The 26,021-nt window shown below is 70.0% G+C and carries 26 protein-coding genes and 1 pseudogene; 12 read left to right on the forward strand and 15 right to left on the reverse strand.

Annotated features, from left to right (window positions below):
• Positions 1 to 19: 19 nt before the first annotated feature.
• Positions 20 to 496, forward strand: coding sequence for a DUF309 domain-containing protein (locus LCL61_RS13170; RefSeq protein ID WP_340687097.1), 477 nt, complete (start codon positions 20 to 22; stop codon positions 494 to 496).
• Here LCL61_RS13170 and LCL61_RS13175 read toward each other — a convergent pair.
• Positions 476 to 886, reverse strand: a complete 411-nt coding sequence (locus LCL61_RS13175) for a helix-turn-helix domain-containing protein (RefSeq protein ID WP_340687098.1) — start codon at positions 884 to 886, stop codon at positions 476 to 478. The genes LCL61_RS13170 and LCL61_RS13175 overlap by 21 nt on opposite strands.
• Between LCL61_RS13175 and LCL61_RS13180 the strand changes: the two genes are divergently transcribed.
• Positions 878 to 1,252, forward strand: coding sequence for a nuclear transport factor 2 family protein (locus tag LCL61_RS13180; protein WP_340687099.1), 375 nt, complete (start codon positions 878 to 880; stop codon positions 1,250 to 1,252). The two genes, LCL61_RS13175 and LCL61_RS13180, sit on opposite strands and share 9 nt — an antisense overlap.
• A 74-nt stretch (positions 1,253 to 1,326) precedes the next feature.
• Positions 1,327 to 2,556 (forward strand): NADH:flavin oxidoreductase/NADH oxidase family protein, encoded by a 1,230-nt coding sequence (locus tag LCL61_RS13185; protein WP_340687100.1) that lies wholly within the window; start codon positions 1,327 to 1,329, stop codon positions 2,554 to 2,556.
• Here LCL61_RS13185 and LCL61_RS13190 read toward each other — a convergent pair.
• Complete coding sequence (locus tag LCL61_RS13190) at positions 2,500 to 3,201, reverse strand: Pr6Pr family membrane protein (RefSeq protein WP_340687101.1); 702 nt, start codon at positions 3,199 to 3,201, stop codon at positions 2,500 to 2,502. The two genes, LCL61_RS13185 and LCL61_RS13190, sit on opposite strands and share 57 nt — an antisense overlap.
• 117 nt (positions 3,202 to 3,318) lie before the next feature.
• Between LCL61_RS13190 and LCL61_RS13195 the strand changes: the two genes are divergently transcribed.
• The 3 genes from LCL61_RS13195 to LCL61_RS13205 all read left to right on the forward strand — a co-directional run bounded on the left by LCL61_RS13195 (position 3,319) and on the right by LCL61_RS13205 (position 5,029).
• Positions 3,319 to 4,134, forward strand: coding sequence for an NBR1-Ig-like domain-containing protein (locus LCL61_RS13195; protein WP_340687102.1), 816 nt, complete (start codon positions 3,319 to 3,321; stop codon positions 4,132 to 4,134).
• A gap of 179 nt (positions 4,135 to 4,313) precedes the next feature.
• Positions 4,314 to 4,655 carry a hypothetical protein gene (locus LCL61_RS13200; protein ID WP_340687103.1) on the forward strand — a complete coding sequence of 114 codons (342 nt, stop codon included), beginning with the start codon at positions 4,314 to 4,316 and terminating at the stop codon, positions 4,653 to 4,655.
• On the forward strand, positions 4,652 to 5,029 hold the full coding sequence (locus tag LCL61_RS13205; RefSeq protein ID WP_125791894.1) for a hypothetical protein: 378 nt from the start codon (positions 4,652 to 4,654) through the stop codon (positions 5,027 to 5,029). Before LCL61_RS13200 ends, LCL61_RS13205 begins: the two co-directional genes overlap by 4 nt.
• A 69-nt stretch (positions 5,030 to 5,098) precedes the next feature.
• On the opposite strand, the gene LCL61_RS13210 is transcribed toward LCL61_RS13205, so the two are convergent.
• Entirely contained in the window at positions 5,099 to 6,610 is a 1,512-nt protein-coding gene (locus tag LCL61_RS13210; protein ID WP_340687104.1) for an ATP-dependent DNA ligase, read from the reverse strand.
• Positions 6,611 to 6,738: 128 nt separating this feature from the next.
• Positions 6,739 to 7,647, reverse strand: a complete 909-nt coding sequence (locus LCL61_RS13215; RefSeq protein ID WP_340687105.1) for a helix-turn-helix transcriptional regulator — start codon at positions 7,645 to 7,647, stop codon at positions 6,739 to 6,741.
• 128 nt (positions 7,648 to 7,775) lie between these two features.
• On the opposite strand from LCL61_RS13215, the pseudogene LCL61_RS13220 reads away from it, so the two are divergent.
• A pseudogene (locus LCL61_RS13220) lies at positions 7,776 to 8,558 on the forward strand (DMT family transporter); the annotation flags it as partial.
• A 45-nt stretch (positions 8,559 to 8,603) separates the two neighbouring features.
• Here the strand turns inward: LCL61_RS13220 and LCL61_RS42580 are convergent.
• Positions 8,604 to 9,104, reverse strand: coding sequence for an SRPBCC family protein (locus tag LCL61_RS42580; RefSeq protein ID WP_425341996.1), 501 nt, complete (start codon positions 9,102 to 9,104; stop codon positions 8,604 to 8,606).
• Here LCL61_RS42580 and LCL61_RS13225 point away from each other — a divergent pair.
• Positions 9,103 to 9,684, forward strand: coding sequence for a TetR/AcrR family transcriptional regulator (locus LCL61_RS13225; protein ID WP_340687107.1), 582 nt, complete (start codon positions 9,103 to 9,105; stop codon positions 9,682 to 9,684). The genes LCL61_RS42580 and LCL61_RS13225 overlap by 2 nt on opposite strands.
• Here LCL61_RS13225 and LCL61_RS13230 read toward each other — a convergent pair.
• A complete protein-coding gene (locus LCL61_RS13230; RefSeq protein WP_340687108.1) occupies positions 9,681 to 11,078 on the reverse strand; it encodes a class II fumarate hydratase in 1,398 nt (465 codons plus the stop codon). The two genes, LCL61_RS13225 and LCL61_RS13230, sit on opposite strands and share 4 nt — an antisense overlap.
• A gap of 113 nt (positions 11,079 to 11,191) precedes the next feature.
• Here LCL61_RS13230 and LCL61_RS13235 point away from each other — a divergent pair, with 113 nt between their 5' ends.
• Positions 11,192 to 12,181, forward strand: a complete 990-nt coding sequence (locus LCL61_RS13235) for an NAD(P)/FAD-dependent oxidoreductase (protein ID WP_340687109.1) — start codon at positions 11,192 to 11,194, stop codon at positions 12,179 to 12,181.
• A gap of 61 nt (positions 12,182 to 12,242) precedes the next feature.
• Here LCL61_RS13235 and LCL61_RS13240 read toward each other — a convergent pair whose 3' ends face one another.
• From LCL61_RS13240 to LCL61_RS13265, 6 genes are all read right to left on the reverse strand, one after another.
• A complete protein-coding gene (locus LCL61_RS13240; RefSeq protein WP_340687110.1) occupies positions 12,243 to 13,013 on the reverse strand; it encodes a serine protease in 771 nt (256 codons plus the stop codon).
• Between the two features lie 9 nt (positions 13,014 to 13,022).
• Positions 13,023 to 14,093, reverse strand: coding sequence for a class II fructose-bisphosphatase (gene glpX / locus LCL61_RS13245; RefSeq protein ID WP_034305363.1), 1,071 nt, complete (start codon positions 14,091 to 14,093; stop codon positions 13,023 to 13,025).
• A gap of 84 nt (positions 14,094 to 14,177) precedes the next feature.
• Positions 14,178 to 14,411: an exodeoxyribonuclease VII small subunit gene (locus tag LCL61_RS13250; RefSeq protein WP_192743439.1), complete on the reverse strand. Its 234-nt coding sequence runs from the start codon at positions 14,409 to 14,411 to the stop codon at positions 14,178 to 14,180.
• Positions 14,408 to 14,809 carry a hypothetical protein gene (locus LCL61_RS13255; protein WP_340687111.1) on the reverse strand — a complete coding sequence of 134 codons (402 nt, stop codon included), beginning with the start codon at positions 14,807 to 14,809 and terminating at the stop codon, positions 14,408 to 14,410. Before LCL61_RS13255 ends, LCL61_RS13250 begins: the two co-directional genes overlap by 4 nt.
• The gene (gene xseA, locus LCL61_RS13260) at positions 14,806 to 16,071 is read right to left on the reverse strand and encodes an exodeoxyribonuclease VII large subunit (protein ID WP_340687112.1); all 1,266 of its coding nucleotides are present in this window, start codon (positions 16,069 to 16,071) and stop codon (positions 14,806 to 14,808) included. The genes LCL61_RS13255 and xseA overlap by 4 nt, the downstream gene beginning before the upstream one ends.
• Positions 16,068 to 16,724 carry a lipid droplet-associated protein gene (locus tag LCL61_RS13265; RefSeq protein WP_340687113.1) on the reverse strand — a complete coding sequence of 219 codons (657 nt, stop codon included), beginning with the start codon at positions 16,722 to 16,724 and terminating at the stop codon, positions 16,068 to 16,070. The genes xseA and LCL61_RS13265 overlap by 4 nt, the downstream gene beginning before the upstream one ends.
• A gap of 151 nt (positions 16,725 to 16,875) precedes the next feature.
• Between LCL61_RS13265 and LCL61_RS13270 the strand changes: the two genes are divergently transcribed.
• Complete coding sequence (locus LCL61_RS13270; RefSeq protein ID WP_061986082.1) at positions 16,876 to 17,889, forward strand: 4-hydroxy-3-methylbut-2-enyl diphosphate reductase; 1,014 nt, start codon at positions 16,876 to 16,878, stop codon at positions 17,887 to 17,889.
• Positions 17,890 to 17,979: 90 nt separating this feature from the next.
• On the opposite strand, the gene LCL61_RS13275 is transcribed toward LCL61_RS13270, so the two are convergent.
• Together LCL61_RS13275 and rmuC are read right to left on the reverse strand one after the other, a co-directional pair.
• Complete coding sequence (locus LCL61_RS13275) at positions 17,980 to 18,855, reverse strand: DUF6542 domain-containing protein (protein WP_340687114.1); 876 nt, start codon at positions 18,853 to 18,855, stop codon at positions 17,980 to 17,982.
• A 591-nt stretch (positions 18,856 to 19,446) separates the two neighbouring features.
• Positions 19,447 to 20,361 (reverse strand): DNA recombination protein RmuC, encoded by a 915-nt coding sequence (rmuC, locus tag LCL61_RS13280; protein ID WP_016337155.1) that lies wholly within the window; start codon positions 20,359 to 20,361, stop codon positions 19,447 to 19,449.
• A 178-nt stretch (positions 20,362 to 20,539) separates the two neighbouring features.
• Between rmuC and LCL61_RS13285 the strand changes: the two genes are divergently transcribed.
• A complete protein-coding gene (locus tag LCL61_RS13285; protein WP_340687115.1) occupies positions 20,540 to 21,691 on the forward strand; it encodes an exonuclease SbcCD subunit D in 1,152 nt (383 codons plus the stop codon).
• A complete protein-coding gene (locus tag LCL61_RS13290) occupies positions 21,688 to 24,639 on the forward strand; it encodes an SMC family ATPase (RefSeq protein ID WP_340687116.1) in 2,952 nt (983 codons plus the stop codon). The genes LCL61_RS13285 and LCL61_RS13290 overlap by 4 nt, the downstream gene beginning before the upstream one ends.
• A 73-nt stretch (positions 24,640 to 24,712) precedes the next feature.
• On the opposite strand, the gene LCL61_RS13295 is transcribed toward LCL61_RS13290, so the two are convergent.
• Positions 24,713 to 25,864, reverse strand: coding sequence for an IS481 family transposase (locus LCL61_RS13295; protein WP_340681357.1), 1,152 nt, complete (start codon positions 25,862 to 25,864; stop codon positions 24,713 to 24,715).
• Positions 25,865 to 26,021: the final 157 nt, after the last annotated feature.

The following is a 26,021-nucleotide window of genomic DNA, read 5'->3' on the forward strand; positions in this document are numbered from 1 at the left end:
CGCGTGGGACACTGTCGGCATGACCGACCGGGACCGTGACGAAGCCGGACGAGCCCGCAACGCGCGCCCGCGGGATGGTCTCGGCAGGCCGCTTCCGTACGGCGCCGACGGTGTCGAACGCCAGCCCGAGGGCATCGAACGGAGCCCCGAGGACACCGTTTCCGAGGCGCAGCGCCTGCTCGACGCGGGCCGCCCGTTTCACGCGCACGAGGTGTTCGAGGACGCGTGGAAGTCCACCGACGGGCCCGAGCGGGAGCTGTGGCGCGGTCTCGCGCAGCTCGCCGTGGGCCTGACCCACGCGGCCAGGGGGAACGGGAACGGCGCGGCGTCGCTGCTGGAGCGCGGCGCCGAGAACATCGAGCCGTTTCGCGAGGCCCGGCCGCACGGGATCGACGTCCCGGGCTTGCAGGTTTGGGCGCGGACCATGGCTGAAGAGGTGAAGGTGCGTGCGCGGGTGGAGCCGGTCGCGCCGCGCCTACTGCGTGAGGGCCTGTAGCGCCGAGCCCGAGCGGTACAGCTCGATCAGCAGCGGCCGCAGCGAGAGTCCCGCCTCGGTGAGCCGATAGCTGGTCCGGCTCGGGAAGCCCGGCAGTTCCTCGCGGACGGCGAGGCGGCGCGCGGTCAGGTCGCCGAGGCGCTCTGTCAGCACCTTCGCGGACAAACCGGGCAACGCCGTGCGGAGGTCGCTAAAGGATCGGGCGCCGCCCATCAGCTCCCGAAGGACCAGCGTCGTCCAGCGGCCCGAGATCGCGGCGAGCGCGACCTCGACCGGACAGTCCGGCTCCGGCCTCCGCGTCCGGCCGCGGGCGTCCGGGACGAGTTCGCCGTCGAAGGTTTCCGTTTGGTGACCTGCTTCGCGGTCGGTTTCGCTGTCCGCATGACGCATTTCCCCAGTGTGCCGTTGACCGCCGGCCCCGCCGAACACCCCTTCGTCTTCCAAACCGCCTTCAACACCGGATCCGCCGAAATCCTCGACACCGTCTACGAGCCGGACGCCGTGTTCGTCCGCCGGGACGGCGTGCGGGTGAGCGGCGCGGAACGCCGGGCCGCGAACGGCGGGATCCTCGCGCTCGGGCAGCCCATCAAGGTCACTCCGCGCCAGGTGCACGTGTCCGGTGACCTGGCCTTGCTGATCGTCGACTGGGTCATCGAGGGTCACCTCGCCGCGACGGCCACCGACGTCGCGAGACGGGGAGAGGACGGACTCTGGCGCTACGTGATCGACAACCCCTTCGGTCTCGGCGCACCTTGAGTACTCGACATACCGCGAGTATGTTACTTCGAGTAGGGATACTGCTCAGTAGGTAACGGCGGGAGGAAGCGCAGATGAGCGAGCCCAAGGAACTGCTGGCCGAACCGCTGAAACTGCGGTGTGGCGCGATCCTGCCGAACCGGCTGGCCAAGGCCGCGCTCAGCGAGCAGCTCGGCGATCGCCGCAACCGGCCGACCGCCGAACTGGCCGAGCTGTACCGGACGTGGTCGCGAGGCGGGGCCGGGACACTGATCACCGGCAACGTCATGGTCGATCCGACCGCGCTGGGTGAACCGCGCAACGTCGCGGTCCCTCGGGAGCCGGACGCGACCGAGTTCAAGCCGTGGGCACGGTCGGCGGACGGGACCGAGTCCCGGCTGTGGGTTCAGCTCAACCATCCCGGTCGTCAAAGCCCGCGCTTCCTGTCCCGTCAGCCGGTCGCGCCGTCGGCGGTGCCGTTCGGCGACCGCGGCATCCGCTCGGTGTTCGCGACGCCGCGGGCACTGACCGTCGGCGAGATCGAAGCGATCATCGACCGGTTCGGCGTGGCCGCGCGGACCGTCGTCGACGCCGGGTTCGCCGGTGTCCAGATCCACGGGGCGCACGGCTATCTCGTCTCGCAGTTCCTGTCGCCGCTGACCAACCGGCGCACCGACGGCTGGGGCGGTGACGCGCTCCGGCGGCGCCGGTTCCTGCTGGAAGTGGTCGCCCGCGTGCGCGCCGAGGTCGGCGACACGGTGCCGATCGCGGTCAAGCTCAACAGCGCGGACTTCCAGCGCGGCGGGTTCAGCGAAGAAGAGTCGCTCGAAGTCGTCCGTGAACTGGGCGAAGCAGGCATCGACCTGCTGGAAGTCTCCGGCGGCACCTACGAGAAGGCCGTCATGATGGGTTCCGCCAAGGCGAGCACCCTCAGCCGTGAGGCTTATTTCCTCGACTACGCCGCGAAGGCGCGGCAGGTCACCGACGTCGCGCTGATGGTCACCGGTGGCTTCACCAGCGCGCGAGGCATGGCGGAGGCGTTGCGCTCCGGCGCGCTGGACGTCATCGGTCTCGGCAGGCCGCTGATCGTCGACCCGGCACTGCCCGGGCGGCTGCTGGGCGGCGAGGACGTCCGTGCGCAGCGCACGGCGCCGAAGACCGGCATCCGGCTGGCCGACAGCCTGCTCGAGATCCAGTGGCACACCCAGCAGATGCACCGGGTGGCCGCCGGGAAACCGGTGGACCGGCGGCTCGGCGCGGTGCGGACGCTAGTACGTGCCGGCGTCGCGGATCCGCTCAACGCTTTCCGCCGGGTCCGGGGCTAAGTAGTCGTCGGGTTCGTCTCGCCGGCTGAACGTGCGGTCGAAACCGACCGCGGCCGCCGCGAGGCCGATGAACAGCACACCGATCAGCACGCAGTTGAACGCGACACCGCCGTAACCGTTGATGCCCGGATCGACGAACGGGTACGGGTAGAACCCGATGATCGCGCCGCGCACCAGCGTGACCGCGAGCCAGGCCAGCGGATACAGCAGCGACCACCACAGGATCCGCCACGACAACTGGCCGCGTGGCCCGAACAGCAGCCAGCCCGCGACGCACATCAACGGCGACACCTTGTGCAGCATCGTGTCGGCGAAAACGGCCCAGCCGTGCAGTTCGTAGAGATCGGCGAGCGCGACCTGGAAGACGACACCGGTCACGGTGATGCCGACGAGACCGGTGAGCCGCAGCACGCCGAACAGCGTCGACCGGCCCGCGACGCCGAGCGCGAGGAGCAAGCTGCCGGCGCCGACCAGGATGTTCGAGTCGATGGTGAAGAAGGCCAGCAGGTTGGCCACCCGTCCGGCCGGAGTGTGGAAGGTGCCGCCGGTGGTGCCCGCGGAGACCGGGATCTGGGCGGCGAGACCGGCGATCACCACCAGCGCCGTCGCGCCGAACCAGGCACGCGCGATCTTGGAAGCCTGCATTCGCCTACTTTATGGGTGATCGGGTGGGGACGTCCCGTCACCACCGCACGCCGCCACTCGATCGGGGGCGGGACGCCGCCGGGTCTTCCCGGCCATCGGGTCATATCGTGGGAAGCGATGGACGTCGAGCGGAGGCCCGGACGCCGCGGACGGGTCGCGCGTGGTCCGGCGGAGGACAGTGGACCCGTCGCCGAGTTCGCGCGGCGGCTGTGGGAGCTGAAACGGGCCGCCGGTGACCCTTCCTACGACCGCATGCGCGACGAGTACGGCGCGCTCGCGTCGAAGTCCGCGCTTTCGGCAGCCGCCCGCGGCGAGCGGCTGCCCAGCTGGGAGACGTCCTGGGAGTTCGTCCGCGTGCTGGCCGCCGGAGTGCTCGGCGGTGACGAGGACGAGGTCCGGCACGAATGGCGCGGTGAATGGGAACGCGCGCGCGACGCGCTGGCCGCCGGTGCGGCGCCCGAACCCGCGCCGGAGCGTTCGCGCCGGACGGCGTTCCTCCTCGCCGGAGCCGTGGCGGTCGTCCTCGTCGCGGCGCTGGTGTTCGTCTTCGCCGCGCCGTTCGGTTCCGAGCCCGCCGCCCCGGCCGGCGACGCGTCGGAATTCGTCGCCGACGTGACCGTGCCCGACGGCAGTGAGGTCGCGGCCGGGTCGACCTTCGTGAAGATCTGGGAGTTCCGCAACGCGGGATCGGTCGGATGGGTCGGCCGCTACCTGGTCCGCGCCGGTTCGTTCGGGAACCCCGGCGAGTGCCGCACCCCCGACCGCGTCCCCGTCCCGCAGACCGCGCCCGGCGAGCGCGCGCGCGTCTCCGTCGAGGTGCGTGCGCCCGACCGGCCAGGACATTGCCAGGTGTACTGGAAGATGGCCGACGAACAAGGGCACATCCTGCTGCCGAACACCCGCGCGGTGTTCTTCTCGGTCCGCGTCATTTGACCTTCCGGGCCGATGGTCAAAGCGCTGACCTGCATGGACATTGATCTGTCGGCCATGGCCATTTCGCGGTCGTGAATCGCTTCCGGAGTGGCTTCGGTGGCCTTTAACGTCATCGGCGTCCGGGAATTCCGGATGGGATTTTCCGAAACACTCTCACATTAATTGCGGAAAGGGAATCCATGCGTCCGTACGTCAAGGTCGCCGCACTGGCCGGGGCCGCGCTCACCGTGGCGCTCCTGCCGGTCACCGCCGCACAGGCGGCTCCGGTGCCCGCTTCGGGCAGTGATCCGATCATTACCTGCGAATCCGGCTACCACGGCTGGATGCGCCGGGCCGGGAAGGACGCGATCTGCCTCAAGCCGGGCACGCGCACCTGGGACGTCAAGGTGTTCGAATGCGCCGGGGATCTGACGGTGCATTTCAAGAACGGCCAGAAGGCCTATTGCGGGGGAAACATGAAGATCGGCCTCGACCTGGCCGTCCAGTCCAATGTCGTCAAGACCGTTGTGGGGAACCGATGAAGAAGAAGCTGTTCGCCGTCGTCCCGGTCGCGCTGGCAGGCACCCTGCTGATGGCACCGTCCGCTTCGGCGGCGTCGAAGGTCTGTGAGGGCGGGCCGCTGATGGGCGGGAAGACCAAGGTCGTCGAGGTGAGCGCGGGGCAGAGCATCGACATCACCGTGCACAACCACGACTACCGGGGAATGCTCGTCCAGATCATCGACGACGTCTTCGACAAGGGACTCTGGAGCGGGGCCATCGCGCCGGGCAAGGAGCGCACGGTCAAGCACGGCGTGCTCGGGGAGCCGCCGGTGTACCACAAGATCCGGTTCGAGGTGACCTCCAACCTGTCGAACAACTACACGTACCGGATCTCTTCGGACCGCTGCTACTGAGGCGTTTCGTCCTCTGAACGCGGTAGTCGCACGCGCAAGGCCCGCGTTCAGAGGACTGAATGCGGGAGTTCAGGGCTTGAGGAGGCCGCGGACGGTGTCGATGGTGTCGGCGTCGGCGGCCTCCTTGTCCGGCCGGTACCGCACTACGCGCGCGAAGCGCAGCGCCAGTCCGCCCGGATATCGCGTGCTCACCTGAGCCCCGTCGAGTTCGATCTCGACGACGAGCTCCGGCCGCACGTGCACCGCCCAGTCCGTGCGGTGGGTCTCGATCTCCTGGAACGTCTTCGTCTGCCAGGCCAGCAACTCGTCGGTCATGCCCTTGAACGTCTTGCCGACCATGATCGGCGGCCCGCCGTCGGGGTCGCGGGCGCCGAGATGCAGGTTCGACAGCGTGCCGGTGCGCCTGCCGTGACCCCATTCCGCGGCGAGCACGACCAGGTCGATCGTGTGCACCGGTTTCACCTTGAGCCACGCGCGCCCGCGGCGGCCCGCCGCGTACGGCGACGCGAGGCCCTTGACCATCACGCCTTCGTGTCCGGCGGCCATCGCCGCTTCCAGCACCGCCTCGGCCGAGGCGGGCGCGATCTCGCCCGGGATGACGTGCTCGCCCGCGACCTGACGCAGGGCGGCGTTCCGCTCGGACAGCGGCGCGTCCAGCAGGTCGACGCCGTCGAGGTGCAGGCAGTCGAAGAAATACGGCCGCAGCAACAGCGCCTTGACCTGCTCCTCGCGTGTGCTGCCGAACCGGCTCATCGTCTCCTGGAACGGCCTGGGCCTGCCGTCGTCGGTCAGGGCCAGCGTCTCGCCGTCGAGCACCACCGATGTGCAGGGCAAGGAGCGCACCAGATCCACCAGCTCGCCGACGCTGCCGGTGATCTCCCGCAGCGTCCGCGTGTAGACGTGCACCTCGTCGCCGTCGCGGTGGACCTGGATCCGCGCACCGTCCATTTTGTACTCGACGAGCGCCTTGGCGTGCTCGGTGATCGCCTCGTCCAGCGACTCCGCCGGGGAAGCCAGCATCGGCCGGATCGGCCTGCCCAAGGCCAGCTTGAACTCCGCCAGCCGCTCCTGGCCGCCTGTCATGGCCGCCAGGCCCGTCACCGGGAGCTGCCCGGACAGCATGAACGCCCGCCGTACGTCTTCGGCCGGGATCTCGGCCGCCGCCGCGATGGCGTCCACCATGATCCCTTCGAGCGCGCCCTGCCGGAGCTCGCCGGTGAGCAGCCGGAACAGGAACTCCTGCTCCTCCTTGGTCATCTTGGTGAACAACGCCCGCAACGTCTCCGCGCGCAACTTCACCGACCCCGAACCCGACGCCGCCCCCACCGTGCCGAACGCCGTGTCCACCTCGGCGACGGTCAACGACGGCTCGGTGGCCGGGGCCGCCTTCAGCTCGGCCAGCGTCCGCCAGCCGGTGCCGATGCGGCCCTGTGTCGGCTGGCCGGTGAGGAACGCGATGACCGCGGGCAGTTCCAGTTCGCCCGCGGCGCGCAGGACCGCGGCCAGGGTGGCGATCTTCGCCTTCCTGGACCTCGTGGCGGCCAGTTCGGCCGACGCGGTCACCACCTCGGTGAGCAACATGGGTCCATCATGGACCCGGGCACCGACAGTTTCGCGCTGAGCGGGCTCGGACGGCGACGTAGTGAAGGCCTCCTTGCCTACTCTCAAGGTAGGGAAGGAGGCCTTCACGGACTTGGCGCCATGTGGGCTCAGGCGTGCGCGGGATCGGCGACCCAGCTGGCGAGCAGGCGGAGCGCGCGTTCGCTGTCGGAGCCGGGCTCGGCGGTGTAGATCACCAAAGCCTGGTCGGGATCGTCGGGCAGCCGCAGCGTCTCGTAGCGCAGCCGGAGCTCACCCACGATCGGGTTGATCATCACCTTCCAGGCGTGCGCCTTCTCGCGCACGGTCTGCTTCGCCCACAGTTTCCGGAAGACTTCGCTGCCGAGGGAGAGCTCGCCGACGAGCTGGGCGAGGTACGGGTCATCCGGATACCTCCCGCTTTCCGAGCGCAGGTTCGCGACGATCTCCTTCGCCACGGCTTCCCACTCGGGATGCAGCTCGCGGGCGTGGTCGTCGAGGAAGAACATCTTCGGGATGTTGCGTTCCCCCGCCGGCCGCGAGGCCAGGTCGAAGGAGAGCGAGCCGCCGAGGGAATTCCAGGTGAGCACGTCTCCGTAGCGGCCGAGGACGAGCGCCGGGGAGTGGAGGGCGTCCAGCATCATCTGGAATTCCGGCCGGATCCGCTGGGTCTTCGGCCGTGCGACGCGTTTGCGTTTCGGGGCGGCCAGATTGCGCAGGTAGGTGGCCTCGTCACGATGCAGCCGCAGCGCCCGGCTCAGCGAATCGAGGACCGAGTCGGACACGTTGCGCGCCCGGNCACGATGCAGCCGCAGCGCCCGGCTCAGCGAATCGAGGACCGAGTCGGACACGTTGCGCGCCCGGCCCTGTTCCAGCCGCGTGTAGTAGTCGACGCTGATCCCGGCCAGCTGCGCCAGCTCCTCGCGCCGCAGCCCGGCGACCCGCCGCTGGTTGAACCCCGTCGGCAGGCCGAGGTCCGCCGGGTCCAGCGCCGCCCTGCGTGCCTTGAGGAATTCGCCCAGTCCGGCCGTCTCGGTCATGTCGACAAGTATCCCGGATCTCCTGGGGCCGGTGCCTGGTCCTGACAGACCCATGCTGGTTATGGTCCTGCGCAGAACCCTCGATTTGGCTCTTCGATATGGACCATAAAGCCGCCATCGTGAGGGGCATGGACAACGAACGAAGAGGCGTGACGATCGGCGTACTGGGGGTGCTGATCGTCGGCGCGTCCGTGCCGGTGACGGGAATGCTCGACGGGTACCCGGTGATCACCGGGCAGGCGCTGCGGTACGCGCTGGCGGGCGTGCTCCTGCTGGCGTGGGCGCGGCTGAGCGGGCGCCCGCTGCCGTTGCCGGGAGCGCGCGACGTGCCGTCGCTGATCGCCCTCGCGGCGACCGGGATGATCGGGTTCCAGGCCTGTCTGCTGTTCGCGCAGCGCTACGCCGAACCCGGTCTGGTCGCCGCGTTCCTCGGCGGCACGCCGCTCGTGCTCGCGCTGGCGGGCCCGCTGGCCAAGGGGAAGCGGCCCTCGTGGGCGCCGGTGACCGGAGCGGTGCTCGCCGGCCTGGGGATCGCCGTGCTCTCCGGCGGCGGCGCGGCGCGCTGGCAAGGGCTGGTGCTCGCGGCGCTGGCCATGGTGTGCGAAGCGCTCTTCACGCTGCTCGCCGTCGGCGTGCTCGAAAGGCTCGGCCCGTTGGCGACCGCGACCTGGGGATGTTTCGCCGCGGGGGCCGGCGGAGCGGTCGTCGGGACGATCGTCGACCCGTCCGGCGCCTGGGCGTGGCCGGTCGGGCGTGAACTGATCGCGCTCGGCTACCTGACGGTGGTCGTCACCGCGATCGCGTTTCTTCTTTGGTACTCGGCGGTTTCGGCGCTGGGCGCGGACCGGGCCGGGGTGCTGGTCGGGCTGATGCCGGTCTCCGGCCTCGCCGTCTCGCTCCTGCTGGGCATGCAGGATTTCCGCTTCTCCCAAGTGATCGGGGTCGCGCTGGTGTCCTCAGGCGTCGTGATCGGCCTGCGCCGCCGCGAGCTCCGCGAGTCTGGCGCACTTGACGTCGAAGTGCTTGACGACGTCACCGCCGATGATCGCGACCATGACCGAGCGCAGCGGCCCGCCGAAGGTGACCTTCTGGACGAATTCGGTCCCGCCGTCGACCTCGGTCAGGTTCAGCACGAGCTCCATGGCCCCCAAGGGAATCGGCTGGCGGAAGGCGATCTCGCGGTGCTCGGTCAGGGACGTGATCGTGAACGGCTCGGCGACCCGTGAGTGCACGCGGCCGCGGAATCCGTCCGGTACGAGGAAACCGGTCGAGCCCACCGCGGCGGGGCCGTGCAGTTCGACGCTGGCGAGGTCGGGATCCCAGTCGGGCCACCGGGTGAGGTCGGCCAGCGGCGCCCAGAGCGCGGACGGCGGGCAGGGGAGGATTTCGCGGGAGGTTCTGGTCCAGGCCATACCCGGACGATATACGGAACTGTCAGTCTCGTAAACTGGGGGCATGGCGAGAGGCAGGCCGAGGGAAGAAGGAATCGACGACGCGGTCCGCGAGGCCGTGCGGGCGTTGCTGGCCGAAACCGGCTACCAGCGCTGCACGGTCGACGCGGTCGCGGCGCGGGCGGGTGTCGGCAAGGCCGCGGTGTACCGGCGGTGGCGGTCCAAGGCGGAGCTCGTGTTCGCGGCGGTGATCCATCCCGTCGAGCTCGAACCGCCGTCGGACACCGGCTCGCTGCGGGGTGACGTGACCGCGGTCCTCGAAGTGATCCAGTCCTCTTTGGACGGTGTGGAACTCCGGCAGGCGCTGCCTTCGCTGCTCGCCGACGTCCGGGCGGATCCGGCGCTGGAAACGCGGTTCGGCGAGGTGTTCCTCGGCCGCGAACGCGGCTATCTGGTCCAGATGCTCGATCGGGCCGTCACGAGGGGGGAACTCTCGCGACGGCCCGATCCGGCCCTCGTGCACGCGATCCTGCTCGGCCCGGTGCTGACCTGGCTGCACCTGTTCGCCGAGACACCGCCTTCGGGTGGGCTGGCGGCTTCGCTCGCCTCACCGCTCCACGCGGCTGTGGTCGCTCTCGGCGCTTAGCGGCCTCCGCGTGCCATGCGGAGTACGTCGAGGGCTTCGTCCAACTGGGCTTCGGTGAGCTTGCCGTTCGCGACGTGACCACGTTCGATCACGACCTCGCGGATCGTCTTCAACTCCTTGAGCGCCTGCTTCGCGATGGCGGCGGCCTCTTCGTAGCCGATGTATTTGTTGAGCGGCGTCACGATCGACGGCGAGCCCTCGGCGTACTCGCGCGCGCGGCCGGCGTTCACCGTCACACCCGCGAACACCTTGTCCGCCAGCAGTCGCGAGACGGCCGCGAGCAGCCGCGCCGATTCGAGCACGTTGCGCGCGATCACCGGCAGGTTCACGTTGAGCTGGAAGTTGCCCGCCGCGCCCGCGAAGGCCACCGCCGCGTCGTTGCCGATCACCTGGGCGACCACCTGGAGCGTCGCCTCCGGGATCACCGGGTTCACCTTGCCCGGCATGATCGACGAACCCGGCTGGAGATCCGGCAGCGCGAGTTCGGCGAGCCCGGTGCGCGGGCCGGAACCCAGCCAGCGCAGGTCGTTCGCGATCTTGTTCAGCGACACCGCGACCGTGCGCAGATGCCCGGACGTCTCGACGACGCTGTCCTGCGTCGCCTGCGCCTCGAAGTGGTCACGTGCCTCGGTCAGCGGAAGTCCGGTCACCGAAGCCAGTTCCTGCGAGACCGCCGCGCCGAAGCCCTCCGGGGCGTTCAGCCCGGAGCCGACCGCGGTCCCGCCGATCGGCAGTTCACCGAGCCGCGGCAGGCCCGACTTCAGCCGCTCGACCCCGAACCGGACCTGCGACGCCCACGCGCCCGCCTCCTGGCCGAAGGTGATCGGCACGGCGTCCATCAGGTGTGTGCGGCCGGACTTCACGATGTCCGCCCATTCACCCGCGCGCGTCTCGATGGCGGCGGCCAGGTACTCCAGCGCCGGGATCACGTCGGACAGGACGGCCTCCGTCGCGGCGACGTGGATCGTCGTCGGGAAGGTGTCGTTGGAGGACTGCGAGGCGTTGACGTGGTCGTTCGGGTGCACGTCGCGGCCCAGCGCCTTCGACGCGAGCGTGGCGATGACCTCGTTGGCGTTCATGTTCGACGAGGTCCCGGAGCCGGTCTGGAACACGTCGATCGGGAAGTGCGCGTCGTGCTTGCCCTCGGCGACCTCGTCCGCGGCCTTCGCGATGGCCTCGGCGACCTCGGCGTCCAGCACGCCGAGCCGCGCGTTGACGCGCGCCGCGGCGGCCTTCAGCAGGCCGAGCGCGCGGATCTGGGCGCGCTCCAGGCCCCGGCCGGAGATCGGGAAGTTCTCGACGGCGCGCTGCGTCTGCGCGCGGTAGAGGGCGTCGACGGGGACGCGCACCTCGCCCATGGTGTCGTGTTCGATCCGGTATTCCTGTTCAGCCATACCTCAAGTCTCGCGCAGCGCCTCTCGGCGCGCTCCGTGTCTTTCGGCACGCGAGGGCTAGGATCGATTGTGTTCTCGATCACGCCGCCCACCACCGGCCGGGAGAGTGCCGAATGAGCGAGTCCGCTGGGGAAACGTCGTACGACCTCGTCATCATCGGGGCAGGTCCGACAGGGCTTTTCGCCGCCTACTACGCGGGATTCCGCGGCCTTTCGATGGCCGTCGTGGATTCACTGCCGGAAGCGGGCGGCCAGGTCACCGCGATGTACCCCGAAAAGATGATCTACGACGTCGGCGGGTTCGCCGAGGTCCGTGGCCGCGACCTGGTGCGGGGCCTGCTCGACCAGGCGGCGCCGTTCAAGCCCGCGTATCTGCTCGGACGCAAGGCCGAGAAACTCGAAAGCGTCGAAGGCGGCGTCACCATCACCCTCGACGGCGGGCAGGTCCTGTGCGCCGGCGCGGTGCTGATCACCGCCGGGATCGGCGAGTTCACCCCGCGGCCGCTGCCCGCGGGCGACGGCTGGCTCGGCCGCGGCATGGTCCATTTCGTGCCCTCGTTGAAGGCACACGAAGGGCAGCACGTGGTGGTCGTCGGCGGCGGGGACTCGGCGTTCGACTGGGTGCTCGCGCTGCACCCGGTCGCCGCGAGCGTCACCCTCGTGCACCGGCGCGCGAAGTTCCGTGCGGCCGAGTCGATCGTGCGGCAGGCGCGGGAACTCGGCGTGCGGATCGTCACCGACGCCGAGGTCACCCGGTTCCTCGACCGTGACGGCACACTGGCCGAGGTCGAGATCCAGGTCAAGGGCGCCGAACCCGAGATCCTGCGCGCCGACACGGTCGTCGCCGCGCTCGGTTTCACCGCGGATCTCGGGCCGATCGAGAGCTGGGGGCTCCAGATCGACCATCGCGCGATCGCCGTCGACTCGACCATGGCGACCCCGCGGGAGCGGGTCTACGCGGCGGGCGACGTCGCGGCGTATCCGGGGAAGGTGAAGCTGATCGCGACCGGGTTCGGGGAAGCGGCGACGGCGGTGAACAACATCGCGGTCATGCTGGACCCGGACGCGCATCTGTTCCCGGGGCACTCGAGCAACGCCGAGTAGCGCGTGCGATGAAGGGGCCTTTCATCGCGAAATTTGCTATGAAAGGCCCCTTCATCGCACGTCAGGCGGGCGTCGGCGGCGTGATCTTCTCCGCGATCCACTGCGCGTACGCCACCACCGAGGTCGCGATCGACGGCGAGGTCGCGCACACCGGATCCGCGTTGCCCGGGCGGCTGATCGTGCCCAGCAGCACCCACTTCTCGTCGACCTTGGCGATCTCCGGCCCACCGGAATCGCCGTAGCACGAACCCGTGTTCCCGCCGGGGTTGTCGGTGCACAACTCGACCGCGCCGTCGAACTTCGCGGTGCACCGCGTGCCTTCGACGATCTTCGTGTCCAGTTGCCGCAGCTTCGCCGGACCCTTGCCGCAGCCCGAAGTCGGGCACGTCTGGCCCCAGCCGAGCAGCCGCGTCGGCGTTCCGGGAGCCACGACGGCCCCGATCGTGATCGGCGCCGCCTTCACCGGTGCGGCCAGCCGCACCAGGGCGAGATCACCGCCCGCGTGCTCGGGTTCGGGGTTGTAGGACGGGTTCACGACGATCTCGGCGAGCTTCGCGATTTCGCCGCCCTGGGTGTTGTCGGTGCTGCCGATCCGCGCGCTCAGGTTCGCCGGGTTCTTGCCCTCGACACAGTGCCCTGCCGTCACCAGCCAGTCCGCCGCGATCAGCGTCCCGGCGCAGAAAGCCTTACCGGAGGCCGAATGCAGGGACGCGATGAACGGATACGGCTCGTCGGCCTCTCTGCCGCCGACGAGGTCGCCCGCGCCCGTGGCCTGCCCGGCAGGCGTGAGGAGCATCGCCGCGAGCAGGACCACGAGCACGCGCTTCAGCACGGTTTCTCCTTAGGGGAGAGGGGGAACTACGTCGTCTTCCAGCGAATCGTCGAGGTGGCCGTCGAAGTTGACGGACGAGTACGAGCGGAGCTTGGTCAGCCGGTGGTAGCCGTCGATCATCCGGACCGTGCCGGACTTCGAGCGCATCACGATCGACTGGGTCGTCGCGCCGCCCGCGCGGTAGTGCACGCCGCGCAGCAGGTCGCCGTCGGTGACACCGGTGGCGCAGAAGAACACGTTGTCACCGCGGACGAGGTCGTCGTTGCCGAGCACGCGGTCGAGGTCGTGGCCCGCGGCCAGCGCCTTCTCGCGCTCCGCGTCGTCCTTGGGCCAAAGGCGGCCCTGCAGTTCGCCGCCGAGACACTTCATCGCGCAGGCCGCGATGATGCCTTCGGGGGTGCCGCCGATGCCGAGCAGCATGTCGACGCCGGTGCTCGGCCGGGCCGCGGCGATCGCGCCCGCGACGTCACCGTCGGAGATGAAGCGGATCCGGGCGCCCGCCTCGCGGACCTCCTTGATCAGCTTCTCGTGCCGCGGCCGGTCGAGGATGCACACGGTGACGTCGGAGACGCTGGAGTTCTTGGCCTTCGCGACCCGGCGGATGTTCTCCGCGATCGGGGCGGCCAGGTCGACCTTGCCGGCGGCGTCCGGGCCGACGGCGAGCTTCTCCATGTAGAACACCGCGGACGGGTCGAACATCGCGCCGCGTTCGGCGACCGCGAGCACGGCGAGCGCGTTCGGCATGCCCTTGGCCATCAGGGTCGTCCCGTCGACCGGATCGACCGCGACGTCGCAGTCCGGCCCGTCGCCGTTGCCGACCTCTTCCCCGTTGAACAGCATCGGGGCTTCGTCCTTCTCGCCCTCGCCGATGACGACGACACCGCGCATCGACACGGTCGAGACCAGTTGGCGCATCGCGTCCACCGCGGCACCGTCCCCGCCGATCTTGTCCCCGCGTCCGACCCAGCGGCCCGCGGCCATCGCGGCGGCTTCGGTCACGCGGACCAATTCCATCGCGAGGTTGCGATCAGGGGCTTCAGGGCGTCGAGAAGAGCTGGCGGACGAGGTGGGGGTGGGCATGCGGCCTCCCGGGTCAGGAACTCGGCGGGGTCCCAGTCTCTCAGATACCCACGATGGTTCGGTGGCGCAGGAGCATGGTGAACGTCACTGACCGTCGCCGGTCTCGTCTTCCACGGAGGACAACGCTGCCTCGATCCGCTCCCGAGCGCCTTCGAGATGGTGCTCGCAGACCTTCGCCAGCTGCTCGCCCTTCTCCCACAGAGCGAGCGACTGTTCCAGGGACAGCCCGCCGGCTTCGAGCTCGCGGACGACCTCCACCAGCCTGTCGCGGGCCTGCTCGTAGCCGAGTTCGGCGGTCTCGCCACCGGGTTTGCTCACGCTGTGCTTCCTTCTACCGGACGTCGGTGCTTGCCGATACCCGCGCACACTACCGCGCCGGCCATGGCGTTGTCGTAACCCACGAAGGCGAGGGCGAACTCCTGGCCGTCACTCTCCGCGATCGCCGCGACCAGGTTCTCCTGGGCCCGCGCCACCCGTTTGCGGTGCACGGTGCCGTCCGCGAACCACCATCGGGTGCCGACATGCTCGGCCGTCGCTTCGGAGAGTTTGCGCAGCTGGGCGTCGAGACCTCGCTTCGTGGCGAACTCGCAGCCCGCGAGCAGCACGGTCCAGCACTCGGCGGCCGCGCGGTCGGTCAGCATTGCGTTGCGCAGCACATCGGGGGCATCGGCCCGTCTCGCGGCGTCGATGGTCAAAGGCAGGAAACTCGCCGTCAACGCCCCTCCTCCGGCTCCCCTGAGACGACGGCGCCGAGCGCGCCGTCGACCACGCGGACGCGCAGTTTCGCGCCGTCCACGACCTCGGAGACGGACCGGAGTACCTGGAGGTTGCCTTCGGAATCGGTGTACTGCACCACGGCGTAGCCGCGTTCGAGGGTCGCCGCCGGGCCGAGCGCGGTCAGCCGCGCGCGGGAGCTGGCGATCTCGGCCTGGTCCTTCGCGAGCAGGGTGAGCATCGCGCGGCGACCGCGTTCGCGGTGGATCTCGACGTCGTCCGAGCGCCGCTGGATCGGGCCGAGCGGGTCGGCGAGCACGGGACGGCTGCGGATCTGGTTCAGCAGCCTGACCTGCGTGTCCACCCACCCGTGCAGGGCGCGGCGGCCGCGGTCGCGCATCTGACGGACGCGCTGGGTCTCCTCGCGCACGTCGGGCACGATCCGTTTGCTGGCGTCGGTCGGCGTCGAACAGCGGAGGTCGGCGACGTGGTCGAGCAGCGGGGTGTCGGGCTCGTGCCCGATGGCGCTGACCACCGGGGTCCCGGCCGCGGACACGGCGCGGCACAGCGCTTCGTCGGAGAACGGCAGCAGGTCTTCCACGCTGCCGCCGCCGCGCGCGATCACGATGACGTCGACGTCCGGGTCACGGTCCAGTTTGGACAGTGCCTGGAGAATCTGCGGGACGGCGAGTGAGCCCTGCACGGCGGTGTTGATCACCTTGAACGCGACATGCGGCCAGCGGGCCTGCGCGTTCACCAGCACGTCGCGTTCGGCGGCGGACGCGCGGCCGGTGATCAGCCCGATCCCCTTGGGCAGGAACGGGATCTTGCGTTTGCGCTCGGGCGCGAACAGGCCCTCGGCGGCCAGCAGCCGCCGCAGCCGCTCGATCCGCGCGAGCAGCTCGCCGATGCCGACCGCGCGGATCTCGTTGGCGCGCAGGCTCAGCGACCCGCGGTTCATGAAGAACGTCGGCTTCGCGTGCACCACGACGCTCGCGCCCTCGCGCAGCGGAGGTTCGATCGTGCGCAGCAGGCCCATCGGGCAGGTCACCGACATCGAGACGTCGGCGGACGGGTCGCGCAGCGTCAGGAACGCGGTGTTGGTGCCTTGGCGGGCCGAGATCTGCGTGACCTGACCTTCGACCCAGACCGCGCCGAGCCGGTTGATCCACTCGCCGACCTTGCGGGCGACCGTGCGGACCGGCCACGGGTTTTCGGCGGTGGTGGACGGACCCGCCGCCGCGGAGGTGGGTTCGGCGCTCACTGGCCTTCCGCGCCGTCGCCGTCGGCCTTCTTCACGTTCCCGATGCGCCGCGTGAGCATGCCGACGAACGAGGCCCTGTCGGCGTTCGCCCGTTCGTAGGTCAGCAGCTCTTCCAGCTGCGCGAGGTCGAACCGGCGCAGGCGGGCGCGCAGCTGCGGCAGGGTGAGCGTGTCGTAGTCGTCGAGCCCGGCCGGACCGGAGGTCACGGGCGCGCTCGCGCTGTCGAACTCGCCGTCGGCGTGGTCCTCGGCGAGCGCGCGCTCCTCCTCGGCCCACGGGTCCTCAGTGAGCGCTTCGAGGTCCCGGAGATGGCCGTTGGTCTCAGCGCGCGGCTCGGGAACCTCGGCGTCCTCTCGCAGCGGGATGACGCACGAGTCGCGCTCGTACCGGCGTTCGCCGACGTCCGGCGGGAGATCTTCGTCGAAGGTGGCCCAGCTCGGCGTGTCCTCGACCGGGCGGAGACCCGACAGCGCGTCGTCGCCCTTGATCGCGAGTTCGGTGACGTGCTGCTGGACGCGCATGGAGAACTGGAGTACCTGGCTGACCACCGTGACGGGGAGCCCGGTGAGCTGCTTGGGAAGTTCGCGAACCCGCTCGGCGGTGGTGACGGCGAGGCCCGCGGCGACCCGGAGGGGGAGCGGGAGAGGCTTCATGCGTCTAGCCTGCCGTATCCGGGCCATCCTGCCCAACCGAACGGGTGTGTCGCCTCACAGGACGTGACTCCACGCACATCCTTTGGAGGGGTTCCCTGGTCACCTGAACGTGAGTGCGGGGAGCCCCCGGGGCAGCCCGTACCCTGGGGGCATGAGTTCTGCGAGTCCCGGAATCACGCCCGCCGGCAGTCCGACGATCACCGAGTCCGGTGTGCCGGCAGGTGGCAAACGTGTCCTGCTCGCCAAGCCTCGCGGCTACTGCGCGGGGGTCGACCGCGCGGTCATCGCCGTCGAAAAGGCGCTCGAGCTCTACGGCGCACCGGTGTACGTGCGCAAGGAGATCGTGCACAACCGGCACGTGGTCGAGACCCTGCGCGAGCGCGGCGTGATCTTCGTCGACGAGACCTCCGAGGTGCCGGAAGGCGAACTGGTGGTGTTCTCCGCGCACGGCGTCTCGCCCGCGGTGCACGCCGAGGCCGCCGAGCGCAACCTGCGGACCATCGACGCGACCTGCCCGCTCGTGACGAAGGTGCACAAGGAAGTCAACCGGTTCGCGAAGGACGACTACGACATCCTGCTGATCGGTCACGAAGGCCACGAAGAGGTCGAAGGCACGGCCGGCGAGGCTCCCGACAAGGTGCAGCTCGTCGACACCGCCGAGGACGTCGACAAGGTCGAGGTCCGCGACCCGTCGAAGGTCATCTGGCTGTCGCAGACCACCCTTTCGGTGGACGAGACCATGGAGCGCGTCGATCAGCTGCGGGACAAGTTCCCCGGCTTGGCCGACCCGCCCAGCGACGACATCTGCTACGCCACCACTAACCGCCAGGTCGCGGTCAAGGCCATGGCCGCCGAGTGCGACCTCGTCCTGGTGGTCGGCTCGACGAACTCGTCCAACTCGAAGCGGCTGGTCGAGGTCGCGCTGAAGGCGGGGGCGCGCGCGTCGCACCTGGTCGACTTCGCGCACGAGGTCGACGAAGCGTGGCTCGAAGGCGTCGAGACCGTCGGCGTCACCAGCGGCGCTTCGGTGCCGGAGGTGCTGGTGATGGACCTGCTGGCGTGGCTGGCCGAGCGTGGCTGGGACAACGTCGACGAGGTCACCACGGCCAACGAGAAGATCGCGTTCGCGCTGCCGCACGAGCTGCGCAAGGCCGCGAAGGCCTGACGCCCGCTACGCAAAAGGGCCGTCCGAGGAGTTCCCCGGGCGGCCCTTTCCGCTGGTCAGCGGCTCAAGCGAGAGCAAAGGTCCCTTGCTTCACCGCTCGTCGTCCCACGGGCGGCGGCGGGGCGGCTGCCCTCCGCGGCGCGGATCGTCCGCGCGCGGCGGACGGCGGCGCGGAGCACCGGGGGCGCTTTCGCCGCGGGGATCGCGACGGCGCGGTTCGCCGTCTTCCGGCGGACGCGGCCGCCGGGGCTGACGTCCCGGCGGCGGCGGTTTGCGGGCGCCGGGCTCGGCGTCGCGGCGAGGGCGTCGCTCGTCGTCGACCGGGCGGCGGCGGGGCGGCGCACCGTCTCGCGGAGCACCGCGGCGGGAAGGCGGGGGCGGCGTCTGGCCGGTCCGGGACGCGGGGCGGCCACGGCCCGGCGCGGCGGCCGCGGCGGGACGGGCGGCGGGCTTGTCCTCGTCACGACGCTCGGGTTTGGTACCCGGCTTCACCTTCACCGGGGCATCGGGATCGCGCTCGCGGTAGATCCGGAAGATGCCGATCGCCAAGGTGACGCCGGTGGTGATGGCCATCGTCGGGAAGCCGTTGATCAGCGGCGTGCCGACGTCGAAGGCTCTCGACAGCAGGTCTGTGCCCTTGCTGCCGTCCGAGGTCAGGAGGATGACCCCCGGGACGGTCACGGCGAGGACCAGGGGCGGCTGCACCATCGGGCCGAACAGCCCGCGGCGCTGGACGGCCACCACGGCGGCCACCGCGCCGAGCGCGTAGCACGCCTTGAACAGCAGGCCCAGGTCCTTCTGCATCATCATGTCGACGAAGGCGCCAAGGATGGCGAGCCCGAAGCCCACCAGGACGGCCGCCCACCAGGGCAACCCTCGCCTGGCGCCGACGAGCGGACGCTCGTCCCAGGCAACGGGGACGTCGTCGGCATCAGGATCGCTCTGGCGATCGCGAATCGCGGTCACAGGCCCCACCGTATATCCAAGCTGCGGGCATACCGCCAACAGGCGGTGTGTCTATCGCCTGGTAGTGGTCATTCCGGACCACCCGGACGGACTGTCCGGGTGCTTACCGGAAGTACTACGGGTGAAGGATCCACAAGGTTGCCGAGCGGGCCGGAACGGAGCTCGCGATTCCGGAAGTCGCAGGTCGGGCGGTGCGGTCCGCATCCGGCCCGTGAGTGGTCAGGACGGGTGTCGAGGGTCCGGACAAGGTGGCGTGGGACTCAGGCTCGGCCGGTGAGGGACAAACGTCTTCGCCCCTGTGGCTACTCGACGTGTTCGGCAGGCGGGGAGTGTTACCGAGGGTGAGAGGGGTGTGGACATAGGGACGTTCAGCGTCCCTATTTCCACACCCCCCTCGCATCTCTCTCGCGTCACGCGGGATTCTGGTCAGCCACCGCACCGAAATCCACACAGTGGGCTTCTTGGGGCTGACTTACCCTCAGCCACCGTGCTCTGCCGGGCCGCGCCAAGTGGCTTCGCGACACGCCTTGAACAGCGACGGCATCGTCGTGAAGGGCCCCTTCACTACCTTCAGGGTAGGCAAGGAGGCCTTCACGAGGCCGGGAGTTCGTCCGCCTTCCTGATCAGCGGGACCGGCGCCGGGCTGCCCGCGGCGTCGGTCAGCGGCGAGACCGTGCTCCGGAAGCTCTCGAGCGCCTCCAGCTCCCGCCGCCGGGCCGAGATGAAGCGCTGCAGGTGGGTGCTCGACAGGTTCAGCGCGTCGACCGCGTTGCCCGCTGCCCGGTGCGCGGCCGCGGCGCCCGCCCGGACCTGCTCGACGTCCTCGACCAGCGCCCGTTCGGTCGCGGCGAACAGCGCGGCGGACGCCAGTACGGCGAACCCCGTCGGCCCGCAGAGGAAGACCCGCCGGTCCAGCATCCAGCGCAGCAGTTCCGGGTCGGTGTCCAGCGCGGCGACCACGGCCGCGTCGGACGGGACGAACATGATCGTCCCGTAGATCGCGTCGGCCCAGCGCTGGTAGCCCTTGCCCGCCAGCTCGGCCGCCCGCGACCGGAGCTGCCGGACGTGGACGCGCAGCGCGTCCAGCCGTTCTTCGGGGTCGTCGGTCTCGACGGCCTCGGCCCAGCAGGCCATGCTCGCCTTCGCGTCCACCGGCACGGTCCGGCCGCCGCCGACCCGCAGCACCATGTCCGGTTTCGCGGCGCCGCCGCCCGCCAGGTCCGTTTGCAGCGTGAAGTGCAGCTCCTCGCGGAGCCCGAGCGCTCGTGCGGTCTCCAGGAGGACCTGCTCGCCCAGCTCGCCCCGGCCGCTGATCGAGGCGAACGCGACCTCGTACCGGCGCAGCGCGAGCTGCTGCTGATCGGCCTTCGCCCGCTCGGCCGCGACCTGTTTCGCCGCCGCGTCCGCCCTCCGCATGCCGTCGTTGTACAGCCGCCACAACAGCGCGACGGCCGCGAGCAGCAGCAACGCGAGTACGACGGCCGCGGTGGTGATCACCGTCGCCACCGGTACCTCCCCTCCGGATCCGAGTCGGGGACATCATGGCGGAACCCACCGACAAGAACGGAACGGCGCGGTCGCGCTCCGTATCTGACCTGCGCCGTCCCCGGCGTGTCGGAAAGCGCGGTGCCGTCAAGGGCGCGCCTCCCCTCTCCGGCCGGTGCGCGGCCCTACCTTGGGCTGCGTGAAGCTCCTGCACACGTCCGACTGGCATATCGGCCGTACCTTCCACGGCGCCGATCTGCTCGCCGAGCAGGAAACCGTGCTCGGCCATCTCGCCGATCTCGTGGCCGCCGAGTCGGTCGACGTCGTGCTCGTGTCCGGCGACATCTACGACCGCGCGGTGCCCTCGGCGGAGGCCGTCCGCGTGGCCACGACCGCGCTGGGCAGGATCCGTCAGGCCGGCGCGGCACTGGTGATGACACCGGGCAACCACGACTCCGCGCCGCGGCTGGGCGCGTTCGCCGAGTTCGCCGCGGCGGGCGGGCTGCACCTGCGCGCCACGATCGACGGGCTCGCCGAGCCGGTGCTGCTGTCCGACGAGCACGGCGAGGTCGCGCTCTACGGGATCCCGTATCTCGAACCGGAGCCCGCGCGTCACGCCCTTGGCGTACCCGAGGCCCGCGGCCACACCGGCGTCCTCACCGAGGCGATGCGGCGGGTCCGCGCGGATCTCGCCGGGCGGCCGCCCGGAACGCGGTCGGTGGTGCTCGCGCACGCCTTCGTCACCGGCGGCGAACCGACCGAATCCGAGCGGACCATCGCGGTCGGCGGCGTCGAGCAGGTGCCGGGTTCGGTGTTCGACGGCGTCGACTACGTCGCACTCGGCCACCTCCACGGCCCGCAGACCCTCGCCGAGCACCTGCGTTATTCGGGCAGCCCGCTGGCGTACTCGTTTTCCGAGACGCGCCAGCGGAAATCGGTCTGGCTGGTGGAACTCGGCGCCGAGGGGCTCGCCGAGGTCCGGCGCCACGAACTACCGGTGCCGCGCCACCTCGCGATGCTGCGGGGCGAGCTGGCGGATCTCCTTTCCGATCCGGAGCACGACGGCCTCACCGAACACTTCCTCTCCTTCACGGTCACCGACCGGGTCCGCCCGATCGACGCCATGCGCAAGCTGCGTGAGCGGTTTCCCTACGCGGTGCACATGGACTGGCAGCCGGAAGGCGGGCACGACGGTGCCGCGCTGAAGTACGCCGAAGCCGTCCGCGGGCGATCCGACGTCGAGATCACCCGCAGTTTCCTGGAGGACTGCCGCGGATCCGCGCCGTCGGAGAGCGAGGAACGGCTGGTGCTGGCGGCGCTGGGCGCGGCGGGCAGGGAGCGCGAAGTATGAGGTTGCACCGGTTGGAGGTCGCCGCTTTCGGTCCGTACGCGGGCCGCGAGGTGGTGGACTTCGACGTGCTCGGCGCCGACGGGTTGTTCCTGCTGCACGGTGACACCGGAGCGGGGAAGACGACCCTGCTCGACGCGATCGCGTTCGCGTTGTTCGGCACCGTCCCGGGCGCGCGGGGCGAGGTCAAGCGGCTGCGCTGCGACCTCGCCGAGCCCGACCAGGTCACCGAGGTCGTCCTGGAACTGACCGTGCAGGGGCAGCGGATGCGGATCGCGCGCAACCCCGAGTACCAGCGGCCGAAGCGCCGAGGCGAAGGGATGACCGTCCAGCAGGCGAAGGCGGTGCTGAGCTGGGTCGGCACCGTACCCGCCGGACACGTGGCCGAGGGCATCACGCGGATCGACGAGGTCGCGCGCACGGTCGAGCGGCTCGTCGGCATGACGCACGAGCAGTTCTTCCAGGTGGTCTTGCTGCCGCAGGGCGAATTCGCGCGGTTCCTGCGCGCGAACACGGCCGAACGCGAGGAGCTGCTGGAGCGGCTGTTCGGCACCGAGCGCTTCTCCGACGTCGAGAACTGGTTCGCGAATCTGCGTGCCGAACGCGGCCGCGAGTTGCAGACGCGGCAGCAGACGCTTCGGGAGTGGGTCGCGCGATTCGCGCAGGTCGCGGGGCAGGAAGCGCCCGAGGAAGGGCAGGCCGAATGGGTCGGGGAGGTACTCGCCGAGTCGGCACGGCGCGTCGCCGAGGCCCAGGAACGCGACACGAAGGCTCGGACGGCGGCCAAGAAGGCTGAAGCGGTCTGGCAGGAGAACCGGTCCACCGCCGAACGGATCCGCCGGGTGCGCACCGCGTACACGCGGTTGTCGGCGATCGCCGAGCAGGCGGACCAGCGGGCGGAGTGGGCGGAAGAGGTCGAGGCGGCGCATCGTGCGGCGGGTGTCGTCGCGGAGGCGGATCTCCTCGAGCGCAGGCTGGATCAGCTCGCGGAGGCCGAAGCCGCCGAGGCGCTCCGGGCTCGGGAAGTGCCGGACGCGGCGGAGAGTTCGGCAGCCGAGCTTCGCGCTCGCGCCGGCGGGTTGCGGGAAGAAGCGGGCGCGCTCGCCGAACTCGTGGCGGAAAGCGAGCAGCAGCAACGGGATCTGGTCAGCCGCGATCAGCTGCACGCCGCCGCTGAGAAGGCGAAGAAGCAGGCCGAGGACTTCGCCGCCGAGCTCGGCGCGGCGCCGGAGAAGGTCGCGGCTTTGCGGGCCGAAGCGGCCGCTGCCGCCGAAGCCGAAGCGAAGCTCGACGGCGCCCGGGCTCGTGTCGACGAGCTGACCGCGCTGGTTCGTGACGCCGAAGAGGTGCCCAGGACACGACAGGCCGTCGAGCGGGCACGTGCGGCGGTCGGCGAGGCCGTGGACGGCCATCAGCAGGCCCGTCAGCACAGGCTGGATCTGCGGGAACGGCGTCTCGAAGGAATGGCGGCAGAACTCGCCGCCGGTCTTCACCGGGGCGAAGACTGCCCGGTCTGCGGCGCGACGGAGCATCCGTCGCCGGCGACGCACACCGGCGGCTTGGTCGACCCCGAGGACGAGCGCCGCGCCGAAGCCGCGGAGCAGCAGGCGCACGCGCGGCGCGAGAAGGCGAAAGCCGCGTTGCAGGAAGCCGAAAACCGCCTGACCGTCCTGATCGAGCGGCTGGGCGAGCACACCGAGGAGACATTGCGGGCCGGGCTCGCCGAAGCGCGCGACCTGGTCGCGACGCTGTCGGAGACGGCTCGCCGAAAGCCCGCTCTCGAGACGCGGCTCCTCGGACTGGAACGGAAGATCGAGCAGCTGACCGAACAGCGCGGGGCGGCCGAACGCCGCGCGGTCGAGGTCGCGACCGAGGTGCGCGGGCTGACCGAGCGGCTGGCCGAGCGCGAACGCCGGTTGGAGGCCGCGCGCGGTGAGTTCGCCGACGTCGCCACCCGGCGGCGTCATCTGCTCGGCTTCGCGACCCGCCTCGACGCGTTGGCCGAAGCGCGGCTGACCGTCGCGGGTGCCCGCGAGCGCCGTGACGAGCAAGCGAAACTGGTCAAGGAAGCGTTGCGGGCCAAGGGTTTCGCAGACCTCGAAGAGATGCGCGCGGCGGCGCGTCCGGACGAGCAGATCACGAAACTGGAAGCCAGCCTCGCCGACGCGAAGGTGATGGAGCGGGCCGCCAAAGCGGAACTCGCGCAGCCCGAGTTGTTCGGCATCTCGCCGGAGGACGAGATCGACGTCGGCGCTTCGGCGGACGCGGCGCAGGAGACACGAGCCGAAGCCGAGCAGGCGTTCGCGGCGCTGCGGACGGCGAAGACGCGGCACACGGACCTGACCGCGCTGGCCGAGCGGATGACGTCCTTGATGACGGAGCTGGCGCCGGTCGAAGAGGGATATCTCGAATTGAAGGCGCTGGCCGAAGTGGTCAACGGTCGCGGGCAGAACGCGCGGAAGATGTCACTGCGCTCGTATGTTCTCGCCGCGCGGCTTGAAGAGGTCGCGGTCGCGGCGACGGCTCGCCTGCGGACGATGAGCCAGGGCCGCTACTCCTTTGTGCATTCCGACGCGGCCGGGGCGCGGGGCACCCGCGGCGGGCTCGGCCTCGACGTGCTCGACGACTACTCAGGCACCATCCGGCCCGCGAAGACGCTCTCCGGTGGTGAGTCCTTCCTCGCGTCACTCTCGCTGGCCCTGGGGCTCGCGGACGTCGTCGCGGCCGAAACCGGCGGAGCGCTGCTGGACACGTTGTTCATTGATGAGGGCTTCGGCACGTTGGACGCCGAGACGCTCGACATCGTCATGAACATCCTCGACGAGCTTCGCGCCGGCGGTCGCGTGGTCGGGCTGGTCTCGCACGTGGAGGAACTGCGGCAGCGGATCCCGACGAGGCTGCGGATCCGGAAGTCGCGTACGGGCTCTTCGGTGGAGATCCACGCCGCCTGACCCCAGGTCTCGTGAGTGGTAAGGACGGTTCTAACCGTCTGTCCTGTTTCAGGACCTCACGGACAGATGTGTTTCAGTACTTGTCGGACAGTTTTGGGTTGGTCAGTGGTTGGTAGCGTATTGCTCTGTTGAGGGTGAGCTGGCGGGCGAGTGTGTCGCCGATCATGATGACGACGCGGTCGCCCTGCCAGAACACGGTGGCGCTCTGGCCGGCCCAGTGTCGGCCTAGCACGATGGAGCAGCCGGAGAAGGCGATGACCCCGGTGCTGGAGACGGGGCGTTGGGTGGTTCCGCTGGGAGCTGTGGAGCCTTCGGGTGGAGTGGCTTTGGGACTGGCGTCGTAGCGTTGCTGCGGGGTCTGGCCGTCGAGGCTCTGGTGTCTTCGGTTGTTGTAGATTGTGCGGTAGTCGTCGAGCAGCTGTTGCAGGGCGGCAAGATTCTCGGCCGGGGGCCGGGCGGCGAGCCATTTCTGCAGAGTCTGATGGACGCGTTCGTTCTTGCCGCAGGTTTGCGGGTGATAGACCGACGAGGCGATCGTGGTGACGCCGTGTTCGGCGAGGTGACGTTCCAGATCGGCCATCCAGCCGCGGTGTTTGCCGGAGAAAGCCAGCCCGTTGTCGGACAACAGTTTCACCGGCGCCCCGTAGCAGGCGATGGCCAGTTGCACTGCGGTCCAGGTGTCAGCACCGTTCTCGCTGACCGCGGCATAGGAGCCGACATCGAGGCGGGAATGGTCATCCAGGATCTGGATGATGCAGACCTTGGTGCCGTCGGCCAGGTAGTGCTCCGTCCCATCGATCTGCCAGCAGCCGTTCGGGTCCGGGTACTGGAACCGGCGCCGCGTGCGGGGCTTCTTGCGTGGCTCGGGTTCGATCTGGCCGCGATCACGCAGGATCCGGTAGATCGACGACTGCGAGGGCGGCGGGAGCATCCCGGCGTCCTCCAGACGCCAGCGAATCGAGATCGGCCCGTTGTCCAGGCCTTCCTCCTCGAGCTCTTTACGGGCCCGCAGCACCGCCTCGGCCACCTCCTCACCCAGCGCGGACGGATGGCTCAGCGGAGCGGTGCTGCGGCAGGCGAACCCGACGGTCCCCTCGCTCCGGAACCGAGCCACATACCGATAGAAGGTGTCACGGGAAACCCCGTGCTCGCGACAGAACCGCGCCACGTTGATCTTCTCGCCCGCAGCCGACCTGACGATCGCGGCGACGAACTCAGGATCCATCGGAAAACCTGCTCTGCCCATCGCCGCATGATCACCACACAAGCCCTGGTCACCACGCCGACAAGCCGGTCAGTGTCCGTGAGGTCCTGAAACATCAACTGTCCGACATGTCCTGAACTCAGACAGACGGTTCTAACCGTCCTTACCACTCACGAGG

This window comes from Amycolatopsis coloradensis (assembly GCF_037997115.1).
Taxonomy (GTDB): Bacteria; Actinomycetota; Actinomycetes; order Mycobacteriales; family Pseudonocardiaceae; genus Amycolatopsis; species Amycolatopsis coloradensis_A.